Source organism: Flavobacterium flabelliforme, from assembly GCF_017948675.1.
GTDB lineage: Bacteria > Bacteroidota > Bacteroidia > Flavobacteriales > Flavobacteriaceae > Flavobacterium > Flavobacterium pygoscelis.
Genome location: NZ_JAGFBU010000001.1, coordinates 949907 through 961736 on the forward strand (window position 1 = coordinate 949907; position 11830 = coordinate 961736).

Consider the following 11830-nt stretch of genomic DNA (forward strand, 5'->3'; position numbering starts at 1 on the left):
CGTCTTAATGTCAAAAGTCTTAAAGTTTTGTTGCTTTAATTTTTCCGACTATTCTCTAAATATTTAATAAATCCGCTCAATAATTTTGATACTTCTGTAACACTAAAATATAATTCATCAAATTCTAATTTTGAAATATATTCTAAATCTAATGCTAAATACAAATGAGATCTAACTTCTCCCGCTGAAGCTTTTGCAACATATAAAAAATAAACAAATTCTTTGTCTGTATTTCTTTCAAATCCTTCTGCTATATTTGAAGAAATTGAGATTGAAGCCCTCCTAATCTGTCTAACTAAATCAAAATCTTTTTTAAAAGAACAATTATCCGTTATTTCATAAATTCTTTTATTAAATAATCTAGATTTTTGCCAAGAATTAATTTCTTCGAAAGAGTTAAACTTCCCCATTCTCTTTTACTTTATGACTTTTGACTTTATGACATTATAACTTTAGAAAAAGGTTCCGCAACAAAGTGATCTCTATTTTTTATCTTTTCTGGGAAACGAATGTGATATTCGAACTCCTCTCTAAAATGACGAATCGCTGCCGCTACTGGCCAAGCCGCTGCATCACCTAAAGGACAAATTGTATTTCCTTCAATTTTACTTTGAATACTCAAAAGCAATTCGATATCTTCTTCACGTCCGTGACCGTTCTCAATTCTATGCAATACTTTTTCCATCCATCCTGTACCTTCACGGCAAGGAGAACATTGACCACAACTTTCATGGTGGTAAAAACGAGAAAAATTCCATGTATTACGCACAATGCAAGCAGTATCATTATAAACAATAAATCCACCTGAGCCTAACATAGAACCGGTTGCAAACCCTCCGTCACTCAACGACTCATAAGTCATCAAACGATCTTCACCGTTTGCTGTTTTATAAATAAGATTTGCAGGTAAAACAGGAACTGAACTTCCTCCTGGAACAAAAGCTTTTAGAGGTCTATCAGAACTCATTCCACCTAAATATTCATCAGAATTCATGAACTCATAAACACTTAAACCCAATTCAATTTCGTAAACACCAGGATTTTTAACATGTCCTGAAGCTGAAATTAATTTGGTTCCCGTAGAACGACCGATACCAATTTTAGCATAATCTGCACCTGAATTATTAATAATCCAAGGCACTGTAGCTATCGTTTCTACATTATTTACAACAGTAGGATTAGCCCAAAGACCTGAAATAGCAGGAAATGGTGGCTTGATACGAGGATTCCCTCTTTTTCCTTCTAATGATTCTATTAAGGCAGTTTCTTCACCACAAATATAGGCTCCAGCTCCACAATGAACATACAGTTCTAAATCGTATCCTGAGCCTAATATGTTTTTACCCAAGAATCCAGCAGCTTTAGCTTCGTTAATGGCTTTTTCTAGTATTTTATAAACCCACATGTACTCTCCACGAATGTAGATATACGATAGGTTTGCTCCTAATGCATAGCTCGAAGTAATCATACCTTCAATCAATAAATGAGGAATAAATTCCATCAAATAGCGATCCTTGAAAGTTCCTGGCTCAGATTCATCAGCATTACAAACTAAATGTCTTGGTTTTCCTGATTTTTTATCAATAAAACTCCATTTCATTCCAGCAGGAAATCCAGCACCACCACGGCCACGTAATCCAGAAGTTTTCACTTCTTCAACCACTTCGTCAGGTGTTAAGGTTTTTAACGCCTTTTCTACCGAAGCATACCCTCCGTTTGCACGGTAAACATCATAGGTTTTTATACCCGGAACGTTTATTTTATCTAATAATATTTTTTGTGACATATTATTTATCGTGTACTATTATTTTATCGTTTTTGCAATCAGCAATTAATTGGTCAATTTTTTCCTCGTTCAAATTCTCTTTATAAAAATCGCCTAACTGCATCATTGGAGCATAACCACATGCTCCTAAACATTGAACACCTACTACTGTAAAATTTCCATCAGCTGTTGTCTCACCAGGATTTACTCCAAGTTTTTCACAAGTGTAATCCATTAAATCCTCTGCTCCATTCAAACAACAAGGTGATGTTGTACAGAATTCGAACATATATTTCCCAACTGGTTTTTGATTGTACATCGTATAAAACGAAACTACCTCATAAACCTCAATTGGTTTAATTTGAATAATTTCGGCTACTTTGTTCATTAATTCAATACTCAACCAATTATCGTGTGCATCTTGAACTTCATGCAAAACCGGTAATAAAGCTGATTTTCTTTTATCTTCAGGATAATGACTGATTAATTCATTGATTCGATTCATCAATGTTTCGGTCATATTTATTTCCTGTTTGTAATGTGTTCTTTCCATTTTCTTTTTAAATCTGAATCAAAAATCGTTATTCAACACCCGAGCCTGAAAGGCGAACTGGCGAAGCAATCAAAAATCTTTTAAGCGTCTAATTCTCCTGCTATTACATTCAAACTTGACAAAATAACTATTGCATCAGAAAGCAAAGCACCTTTGATCATTTCAGGATAAGCTTGATAGTATATAAAGCAAGGTCTACGGAAATGTAACCTGTAAGCGGTACGACTTCCATCAGTTACTAAATAAAAACCTAATTCACCATTACCCCCTTCAACAGGATGGTATATTTCAGCAACCGGAACAGGAACTTCGCCCATTACAATTTTGAAGTGATAAATTAAAGATTCCATGCTTGTGTACACATCTTCTTTTGGAGGAAGATAATAATCTGGAACGTCAGCATGAAAATCATTTCCTTCTGGCATTTTATCTAATGCTTGACGGATAATACTTAAACTCTCCCAAACTTCTGCGTTACGAACACAAAAACGGTCATAAGTATCACCAGATTTCCCCACAGGAACTATGAAATCAAAATCTTCATAAGAAGAATAAGGTTGAGCTACACGAACATCATAATCAACACCAGAACCACGTAAATTAGGACCCGTAAATCCATAAGCCATTGCTTTTTCAGCACTAATGGCACCCACGTTTACAGTTCTGTCAATAAAAATTCTATTTCTAACAAATAAGTTTTCAAATTCTTGCCAAGCAGCAGGAAATTCTGCTAAAAAAATATCAAGTTTCTTAAATGCTTCTGGCGACCAATCTCTTTCGAAACCACCAATTCTTCCCATATTTGTGGTCAAACGCGCTCCACAAATTTCTTCGTAGATTTCGTAAATCTTTTCTCTAAATTGGAAAACATATAAAAATCCAGTGTACGCACCAGTATCGACACCCAGGATTGAATTACAAATAATATGATCTGCAATTCTTGCTAATTCCATTACAATTACCCTTAAATATTGTGCTCTTTTAGGAACTTCAATATCTAATAATTTTTCTAATGTCATCCACCATCCCATATTATTAATAGGAGAAGAACAATAGTTCATCCTATCGGTAAGAGGTGTTACTTGATAAAAAGGACGATTTTCAGCAATTTTCTCAAACGCTCTGTGAATGTAACCAATAGTTGGTTCAGCCTCAAGAATACGCTCACCATCCATCAACAAAATATTTTGGAAAATTCCGTGTGTTGCTGGGTGAGTTGGCCCCAAATTCAGAATCGAAAGCTCGCTTCCATCTTCATTTTGTTGCTCTTTTATTCTTTTAGCATAACGATGCTCTGGGGGTAATAATAGTTCTGACATTTATTTAATGTGAAAAATTATAATAGTTTGTTTAGTAATTGTCTGTTGTTCTTCCAAAGAAACGGTCATCTTTATCAGTTCTTCCGCTATCTTCCATTGGAAACTCTTTTCGCATCGGAAAAGAAATCATTTCATCCATATTCAAAATACGTTTCAATTGTGGATGTCCAATAAAATCAATACCGTAAAAATCAAATGTTTCTCTTTCCATCCAATTGGAGCTTAAGAAAATATTTGATATCGTGTTAATTTGAGGATTTTCTCCACTAATAAAAGCTTTGATTTTTATACGTTTGTTTTCATACCAGTTGTGCAAATGATATACAACAACAAATTGTCTGTTTACCTCGTTATCGGGATAATGAACACCACACAAATCGGTTAAGAAATGAAAACGAAGTTCTGGATCATTTTTCAAAAAAAGAATTACCGAAGTAATTGTATCTGCTGTTACTTCAAATGAAAAAATATCTTTTTCTTGATTGTAATTAGAAACATTTTCTCCAAATATTTGGTTTAGTTTCTCTTGAATTTGTATCGTTTCTAAAGCCATTATTTATTTAATATTATAAGAAGCCAACAATTGTTGATACTCAGGAGAGCTTCTTCTTCTTACAGATTCGCTTTTTACTAATTCTTGTAATTTCATCACACCATCTACAATTTGTTCTGGTCTTGGAGGACATCCTGAAACATACACATCTACAGGAATTACTTTGTCGATTCCTTGCAAAACAGAATAGGTATCAAAGATTCCGCCTGAACTAGCACAAGCTCCAACAGCAATAACCCATCTTGGCTCTGCCATTTGTTCATATACTTGTCGTAAAATTGGAGCCATTTTTTTTGAAATTGTCCCCATTACCATAAGCATATCGGCTTGACGTGGAGAAAAACTCACACGCTCAGAACCAAAACGTGCTAAATCGTAATGCGAAGCCATAGTTGCCATAAATTCGATTCCACAACATGAAGTTGCAAAAGGCAACGGCCATAATGAATTAGCGCGAGCCATACCAACCACATCATTTAGTTTTGTAGCGAAGAAACCTTCACCAACAACACCTTCTGGTGGCTCAACCATATTTACTTTAGAATTGCTCATTATATATTGGATTTCAGATATTAGACATCCGAATTTCATATTCGGAATTAATAATCAAATATTTCTCATTTTAAACACTTACTCAAGAAGTGCTAAATTATTCCCACTCGAGTGCTTTCTTTTTGATTATGTAGAAAAAACCAACCAAAAGCAACATCATAAAAATTATCATTTTTACCATACCTTCCATGCCTAACTCCTTGAAGTTGATTGCCCAAGGATAAAGAAAAATCACTTCGATATCAAACAAAACGAACAAAATAGCAACAAGAAAATATTTTACTGAGAATGGAATTCTAGCATTTCCAACGGATTCAATACCGCATTCGAAATTTTTGTCTTTAATTTCAGAAGAGCGCTTAGGCCCTAACTTCCCTGAAACCAATATAGTACCAACAACAAACCCTACAGCCAAAATAAACTGCATTAAAATTGGGATATAATTTATTTGATCCGATTGCATATTGTATGTTTTTTTGAATAAAAATAAGCAACAAAGATAGGTTTCAACTATTTAAAACACAAGCCAAAAACAAGTATTAGTTAAGGCCAAAATACAATAACCGACTAATTTTTATTGATTATAAATAAGAGGCAATGTTTTCTAATTTAAAAAAAAAGAAAATTTAAATTAAATGCAAAAAAAAACGCTTCGAAATAAATCGAAACGTTTTTATGTTTTATCAAAAAATAAATTTTTTGATTAGATAACTGCAACTTTCGCTGCAACTTTCCCTTTTCTTCCTTCTTCTTCTTCGTAGCTTACTCTATCACCTTCGCGCAATTCTTCCGCGTTGATTCCTGATGCATGAACAAAAATGTCTTTTCCTGTTTCTTCGTCTGTAATGAATCCGTAACCTTTAGATTCATTGAAAAATTTAACTGTACCTGTACGCATTGTAATTGTAATAATAATTTATAATGAGGCAAATGTAATATTTAATATAATACGAAATACCATATAGCCTTTTTATTTTGTAAAAATATTGATTTTCAATGCATTCTAACAAATTTTATCGACAAACAACAACTAAACTAATTTGATATGCAATTCTTTTAACTGTGACTCATCAATTTTTGAAGGAGCGTCAATCATTACATCTCTTCCTGAATTGTTTTTTGGAAAAGCTATAAAATCACGAATGGTTTCTTGACCACCTAAAATAGCAACCAAACGATCCAATCCGAATGCTAATCCCCCGTGTGGTGGCGCTCCAAACTGGAAAGCATCCATCAAAAATCCGAATTGTGCTTTGGCTTCCTCTTCGGTAAAACCTAAATATTTAAACATTAATTGTTGGGTAGCTTTATCATGGATACGAATAGAACCTCCTCCAATTTCGTTTCCATTTAAAACCATATCATAGGCATTAGCACGAACTTTTCCTGGGTCCGTTTCTAATAAATGCATATCCTCTGGTTTAGGAGAAGTAAATGGATGATGCATGGCATGATAACGACCACTTTCTTCATCAAATTCTAATAAAGGGAAATCAACAACCCATAATGGTGCAAATTCAGCTGGATTTCTTAAACCCAAACGAGTGGCAACTTCCATACGCAAAGCACTAAGTTGTGTTCTTGTTTTATCAGCTGGACCAGAAAGCACAAAAATCATATCGCCAGGTTTAGCTCCTGTTGTTTTTGCCCAATTTGTTAAATCATTTTGATCGTAAAATTTATCTACAGAAGATTTATACGTTCCATCTTCATTACATTTTACATAAACCATTCCCGATGCACCAACTTGCGGACGTTTTACCCAGTCGATTAAAGCGTCAATTTCTTTACGGGTATAACTTCCTGCTCCAGGAACTGCTATACCAACAACCAATTCTGCTGCGTTGAATACTGGAAATTCTTTGTGTTGTGCAAATTCATTCAATTCACCAAATTCCATTCCGAAACGAATGTCTGGCTTATCATTTCCATAGGTTTTCATGGCATAATCGTATGTCATTCTAGGAAACTTATCTACTTCTATTCCTTTTATTTCTTTCAATAAATGACGGGTTAAGCCTTCAAAAATATTTAAAATATCTTCTTGCTCAACGAATGCCATTTCACAATCAATTTGTGTAAACTCAGGCTGTCTGTCTGCTCTTAAATCTTCATCACGAAAACACTTTACGATTTGAAAATATTTATCCATTCCACCTACCATCAATAATTGCTTGAAGGTTTGTGGTGATTGTGGTAAAGCGTAAAACTGCCCTTCATTCATCCTTGATGGAACCACAAAATCCCTTGCCCCTTCTGGAGTAGATTTGATTAAATAAGGAGTTTCAACTTCGCAAAAATCTAAATCTGAAAGATACTTACGCACTTCCATTGCTACTTTATGACGAAAAAGAAGGCTGTTTTTTACAGGATTTCTTCTAATATCCAAGTAACGGTATTTCATTCTGATGTCTTCTCCTCCATCTGTTTCATCTTCAATAGTAAAAGGCGGTGTAAGAGAGGCATTAAGAATATTCAATTCAGTTACTAAAATTTCAATATCACCCGTAGTCATATTTTTGTTTTTGGCTTCCCGCTCAATAACAGTTCCTTTTACTTGGATAACGAACTCACGACCCAATGTTTTTGCCAATTCAAAAACCTCTTTATTAGAACGACCTTCGTCAAAAATTAATTGGGTAATTCCATAACGGTCACGCAAATCGACCCAATTCATAAATCCTTTATCACGCGATTTTTGAACCCAACCGGCAAGTGTAACCTCTTGAGATATGTTTTTGGCGGTAAGTTCTCCGCAGGAATGACTTCTATACATGGCTAAAAATTTTTGCAAAAATAGTGTTTTCTTTTAAATTAGTGTCTTTTAAACTATCAATTAAAACCTTGTTGATAAACCAATGAATAATCACAAATATAATTAAGATTACCAATTACAAATACTTTACTATTTATTGCAATATCATTTTAATAATTAAAGGTTTATAGTCTAAGTCAGAACGATTATTCAGCCAATTTAAAAAGAGGGATATCTGTAAATTTTCCTTTAATATTTACCGGAACAAGTTTCAAACTTTCTGGATCATCCATTTTAAGTCCTCTGCCAGAAAAATGACCTGATATAAAATCTTTATCACTTTTAGTAATCGTCATTGTTCCCACATTACTCGAAACTACCATCGCTTTTTTATTCCCCTCTGAAGATCTTGTATTTATATCGACGCTATACATGTCACCATCAATTCGAGAGAATTTGTAAACTCCAACTTTATTAGTGGTTAATGTCATACCTACAACTGCACCATCATCAGCAAAACCTCCAATTTGATAATTAACTCCATTATTATCTGGTACTGCAGTATGATCGTAATAAATCACGCCCATTTCACTATTCGTATTATTACAAACTATTTTTTCATTTTCCACAAAAACCTCAATAGCACCTTTACGAATTCCTTTTGCACTCGCTTCCTCAATTTCGGTCATAGTACTAATTTGCTTTTCAGCAGTATCCTGATTTTTACAAGAAAATGCAGCAAACAGTAAAATTCCAAAAAAAATATATTTGATATTCATAATTCATTAATTATTAGTGAGTTTCAAAACTAAATAAAAAAAATCTGACCCTTAAATTATAAGATTATTAATTTGTTAAAGTTAGTGCCAGAATTAATATTATCATCTATTTCCGATAATAAAACGCCAGAATTCATTGTTAAAAGAAATCCCATAATAAGACTCAAAAATTAATCTATTATTTAAGTTTTTAGCTTTACATTACAGTGATTACAGGTATTACAACATCAATTTATAGTGAAACTCTAGTAAGTATTAAATCCTTTTTACAAGTAAAAAAGAGCTCAACTAGACCTATACTTATGAATTTAAAATAAGCGATTTAAAATATTCCCCCACATGCTAAAATAAATTCCAATGTTAAGTTTTCACTCAATGTTACCAAATTGTTAAGTTAAAGTTTTTTTATTGTAAAATCTTTTATAGATTTGTTAAGCAATCATCAATTTAAAAACTATTTAATATGAAAAAATATATATTATTGACCGCATTACTCATTTCAGGAATTTCTTTTGCTCAAGACAACAATCCTAAATTAGAAGCAGTAGGTGATTTAGTAAAAACAACTTATTACTTTGAAAATGGCCAAGTAAAACAAGAAGGCTTTTTTAAGGATGGAAAATTAGACGGAACGTGGACTTCTTATTCTAAAAATGGTACAAAAACGGCTGTTGCCACTTACAAAAACGGAGAGAAAACAGGAAAATGGTTTTTCTGGAATAATGACATATTGCACGAAGTAGATTATTCAAACAGTAGAATTGCCGCTGTAAAAACATGGAAAAAAGACGCACTCGCAAACAACTAACACCATTTTATAAAACCAACCAAAAGTCTTCGTTAATTCGGAGACTTTTTTTTTGCTAAATCTATTTAAAAAAAACCATTTAACTACTAGATGCACTCACAACACATAAACTATCGATAGTAAAAACTCGTTTCTATTTTGATCAAACGCACACTATTTACAAATCCCTTTTGACTATTACTAATTGATAGCAAAATATCAAAAAAGACATGACTACTAATTAGAAATCTCGCTTATAAATAGAAATACAAAACACAAAGTATATTGGAGAAATTGCCTAATTCTACAGCGCTAATACTCTTGTTTTGTTTCAGTAATTTAGCTGCATTATCAAACTCAAAAAACACTTCGTATTGCTGATTAGGGACTTTTTTAGCAAAAAAAGCTGTCACATTATCAATTAATCGATCGATAATGACTTGGTTCTTTACTGGATCTGCAGTTGCATTTGCTTTGAGCGTTACTGCCGTGTTTAGATCTATTATATCTCTTGCTATTTGTTGGTTTTCGGGTTTTGTATGTGCAATAGTAGCCGTTATTGCAGTAGATAAGGCATCATCAAACACCGTAAACTCTTCTTTTTTATGAAGACTTAATAGGTGCAAACGTAATTTCTCCATATAAGAAGCAGCCTGATTTTTAAAATCATAAGTAGCATCAAATGCTTTTCTTTCTTTTGCTAGCTGCAAACAAAACGCATTATAACTCTTTAAGACTTCTTTTACCTCTTTTACCTGATCATAATTAACACCAGTTCGCTCATATTCTGCAATTTGCAGGAACAAAGACAAAATTGCATTAAAACTTGTAGAATTAACTTGTGATTTTCTAAATACTTCCGAAGCGGCTTTATATGTATTCATATCTCCCAATTTTCCTTCATACTTATCCGGCTGTAATCTGACAATTGCATTTATCTTCCCCGATTTTTTGTCTAAAAAACGTTTTACATCAGACCTGTCAAATCGCGCAGGAACAGGAGCAAATACAATTTCTTTTTGAGGCGGCTGCGGTAAAGCGGCATTTTTTTTATTTGAAATCAACGCATTGGCAATCTCATTATTAGAATCAATGGATTTGAGTTTGCTTGCCAATTCATCTGTATTTTGAAAATCTCTAATGACATTATAACCTTGTAAAATATTTTCTTGTAGTGCGATGTAATACTTTTTAGTTTTTTTATCGTCAAGATTAGTGATAGCATCCGCTTCAGTTTGCCAAATGCTAATTGCTTCCCGAACTTTAGATTCATTTACGGGATCAACCCCTGATTTAATTAATTGTAATGCTTTATCAAAATTGTCACTTTTAAAGTCTTTATCTTCCTTTAAATAATTAAAAGATCGCTGTTGATACCTGGCAGTAGGCAAAAATTTACCTCTAAGAATACTACCAACTTTCATTTTCAATTTGAATAACTGAATTTCATTGACACTCTTTTCTTCTCCACTTCTAGGTAACGAAGGATTGGTCTTGTTTTTATATTGATTCGCTTCAAATTCAGTCAAATCATCAATTACCAGAGTGGTATTCAAGTTATTTGGATAGTCTAAAAATCCTAAATTAGAATTAAACCCTTTTATATTAGCTGTCGGATGAACAAGATCAATGTCTCCTAAACGAACTTCTTGTTCATCAAAAAAACCTTTTGAACGGTCAATCAATATTAAATTGGCATACAAGTGGGAGACAACTGCTACCTTATACTTTAAGTCTTGTTTTACCAGGTGCAAAGTTGCAGGTGCAAATTTATATTCTAGAACAGCTACTATCTCTGGTAAGCCAAAATTATTATAGATAAAGTCGTTATATAATATTGCGTTTTCAAAAACCTGATAACGCATCGTAGGATCCGATGATAATCCCGAATCGAAAGTAGTGCAAATAAGTGCCACATTAAGAGGACTTTCTTTTAGAAATAAAGAGGGAGCCACTTCTCTTCTTACGTTTACATTGTCCCATCTTATTTTTTGAGCTTGTATAAATGCAGAACACAACAGTAACAACAATAAAAACTTGGCTTTCATCTGATTTTTTTGGTAAAACTAATTAAATAATATAGCTTGACAATACAATTAAAAAAAACGTTTTAGTCATAATTCACAAAAGTAGAAACCAAAAAATTATTTATTAATTAAAGGCGTTTTGTATGCTTTACAATTAGCATCCAAAACTTTAGGACGAAAATTTCAAGAAATCGTCACCTAATTATAAGTTGTTAAATAGAAACAAAATTCCCTGAAAAAACCTAATAATTACAATAGGAACATTATTGAAAAAAGTGTTTTATACTAGTAGGAGCTTTTCCCGTTTTATAGCTATTTAGTATAAACTAAATCATCTCAAAGGATTCTAACTCCTATATAATACATAAAACCTGTTTTATAAAAAGTTGAAAATAAAAATTGCTTTTTCCAAGCGTATGGTTAGTCAAAATTTGAAAACAGCTATATAGAGTTTCTATTTAAAAAAACTTGTCAATAATTTCCTTGTTCTCACAAATGGGGAGCACTTAGAACAAAGTAAAAGATCGATGGTTAATAAAATATTAAAATTAAAAAGGGATTGAAAAACCAGACCAAACTAAAAACACGCCTTCTCTTTTGATTACCACTAAAAAGCAAAAAACCTCTTAATCATACGATTAAGAGGTTTTTAAGTACCCGGAGCCGGAGTCGAACCGGCACGGTTTCCCACAGGTGTTTGAGACCAGCGCGTCTACCAATTCCGCCATCCGGGCTTAGCA

General features: G+C 33.0%; 12 protein-coding genes and 1 tRNA gene. 1 reads left to right on the plus strand and 12 read right to left on the minus strand.

Annotated elements, in window-relative coordinates:
- Positions 1 to 35: 35 nt before the first annotated feature.
- From J3S90_RS04190 to J3S90_RS04235, 10 genes are all read right to left on the minus strand, one after another.
- Positions 36 to 410 carry a four helix bundle protein gene (locus J3S90_RS04190; protein ID WP_210644943.1) on the minus strand — a complete coding sequence of 125 codons (375 nt, stop codon included), beginning with the start codon at positions 408 to 410 and terminating at the stop codon, positions 36 to 38.
- Positions 411 to 436: 26 nt separating this feature from the next.
- On the minus strand, positions 437 to 1786 hold the full coding sequence (nuoF, locus tag J3S90_RS04195) for an NADH-quinone oxidoreductase subunit NuoF (protein ID WP_210644944.1): 1350 nt from the start codon (positions 1784 to 1786) through the stop codon (positions 437 to 439).
- Position 1787: 1 nt separating this feature from the next.
- Complete coding sequence (locus J3S90_RS04200; protein WP_210644945.1) at positions 1788 to 2318, minus strand: complex I 24 kDa subunit family protein; 531 nt, start codon at positions 2316 to 2318, stop codon at positions 1788 to 1790.
- Positions 2319 to 2398: 80 nt separating this feature from the next.
- The gene (locus J3S90_RS04205; RefSeq protein WP_188049118.1) at positions 2399 to 3637 is read right to left on the minus strand and encodes an NADH-quinone oxidoreductase subunit D; all 1239 of its coding nucleotides are present in this window, start codon (positions 3635 to 3637) and stop codon (positions 2399 to 2401) included.
- A gap of 31 nt (positions 3638 to 3668) precedes the next feature.
- Entirely contained in the window at positions 3669 to 4190 is a 522-nt protein-coding gene (locus J3S90_RS04210) for an NADH-quinone oxidoreductase subunit C (protein ID WP_210644947.1), read from the minus strand.
- Between the two features lie 3 nt (positions 4191 to 4193).
- Entirely contained in the window at positions 4194 to 4742 is a 549-nt protein-coding gene (locus J3S90_RS04215; protein ID WP_188049120.1) for an NADH-quinone oxidoreductase subunit B, read from the minus strand.
- 97 nt (positions 4743 to 4839) lie between these two features.
- A complete protein-coding gene (locus J3S90_RS04220; protein ID WP_188049121.1) occupies positions 4840 to 5205 on the minus strand; it encodes an NADH-quinone oxidoreductase subunit A in 366 nt (121 codons plus the stop codon).
- Between the two features lie 240 nt (positions 5206 to 5445).
- A complete protein-coding gene (locus tag J3S90_RS04225) occupies positions 5446 to 5640 on the minus strand; it encodes a cold-shock protein (RefSeq protein ID WP_007137066.1) in 195 nt (64 codons plus the stop codon).
- A gap of 132 nt (positions 5641 to 5772) precedes the next feature.
- Positions 5773 to 7518: an aspartate--tRNA ligase gene (gene aspS / locus J3S90_RS04230; RefSeq protein ID WP_210644950.1), complete on the minus strand. Its 1746-nt coding sequence runs from the start codon at positions 7516 to 7518 to the stop codon at positions 5773 to 5775.
- A 185-nt stretch (positions 7519 to 7703) separates the two neighbouring features.
- Positions 7704 to 8276, minus strand: coding sequence for a hypothetical protein (locus J3S90_RS04235; RefSeq protein ID WP_210644952.1), 573 nt, complete (start codon positions 8274 to 8276; stop codon positions 7704 to 7706).
- Between the two features lie 463 nt (positions 8277 to 8739).
- Here J3S90_RS04235 and J3S90_RS04240 point away from each other — a divergent pair, with 463 nt between their 5' ends.
- Positions 8740 to 9084, plus strand: coding sequence for a toxin-antitoxin system YwqK family antitoxin (locus tag J3S90_RS04240; protein ID WP_188049124.1), 345 nt, complete (start codon positions 8740 to 8742; stop codon positions 9082 to 9084).
- 233 nt (positions 9085 to 9317) lie between these two features.
- On the opposite strand, the gene J3S90_RS04245 is transcribed toward J3S90_RS04240, so the two are convergent.
- Both J3S90_RS04245 and J3S90_RS04250 read right to left on the minus strand, forming a co-directional pair.
- Complete coding sequence (locus tag J3S90_RS04245; protein ID WP_210644953.1) at positions 9318 to 11111, minus strand: hypothetical protein; 1794 nt, start codon at positions 11109 to 11111, stop codon at positions 9318 to 9320.
- Positions 11112 to 11744: 633 nt separating this feature from the next.
- Positions 11745 to 11824: transfer RNA gene (locus J3S90_RS04250), tRNA-Leu, on the minus strand.
- Between the last annotated feature and the right edge of the window lie 6 nt (positions 11825 to 11830).

What these genes read in the sequence shown, in the direction of transcription:
- J3S90_RS04200 (WP_210644945.1), bottom strand. Translation starts at nt 2,318, where the DNA reads ATGGAAAGAACACATTACAAACAGGAAATAAATATGACCGAAACATTG.
- aspS (WP_210644950.1), bottom strand. Translation starts at nt 7,518, where the DNA reads ATGTATAGAAGTCATTCCTGCGGAGAACTTACCGCCAAAAACATATCT.
- J3S90_RS04220 (WP_188049121.1), bottom strand. Translation starts at nt 5,205, where the DNA reads ATGCAATCGGATCAAATAAATTATATCCCAATTTTAATGCAGTTTATT.
- J3S90_RS04210 (WP_210644947.1), bottom strand. Translation starts at nt 4,190, where the DNA reads ATGGCTTTAGAAACGATACAAATTCAAGAGAAACTAAACCAAATATTT.
- J3S90_RS04225 (WP_007137066.1), bottom strand. Translation starts at nt 5,640, where the DNA reads ATGCGTACAGGTACAGTTAAATTTTTCAATGAATCTAAAGGTTACGGA.
- J3S90_RS04240 (WP_188049124.1), top strand. Translation starts at nt 8,740, where the DNA reads ATGAAAAAATATATATTATTGACCGCATTACTCATTTCAGGAATTTCT.
- J3S90_RS04215 (WP_188049120.1), bottom strand. Translation starts at nt 4,742, where the DNA reads ATGAGCAATTCTAAAGTAAATATGGTTGAGCCACCAGAAGGTGTTGTT.
- J3S90_RS04235 (WP_210644952.1), bottom strand. Translation starts at nt 8,276, where the DNA reads ATGAATATCAAATATATTTTTTTTGGAATTTTACTGTTTGCTGCATTT.
- J3S90_RS04245 (WP_210644953.1), bottom strand. Translation starts at nt 11,111, where the DNA reads ATGAAAGCCAAGTTTTTATTGTTGTTACTGTTGTGTTCTGCATTTATA.
- nuoF (WP_210644944.1), bottom strand. Translation starts at nt 1,786, where the DNA reads ATGTCACAAAAAATATTATTAGATAAAATAAACGTTCCGGGTATAAAA.
- J3S90_RS04205 (WP_188049118.1), bottom strand. Translation starts at nt 3,637, where the DNA reads ATGTCAGAACTATTATTACCCCCAGAGCATCGTTATGCTAAAAGAATA.
- J3S90_RS04190 (WP_210644943.1), bottom strand. Translation starts at nt 410, where the DNA reads ATGGGGAAGTTTAACTCTTTCGAAGAAATTAATTCTTGGCAAAAATCT.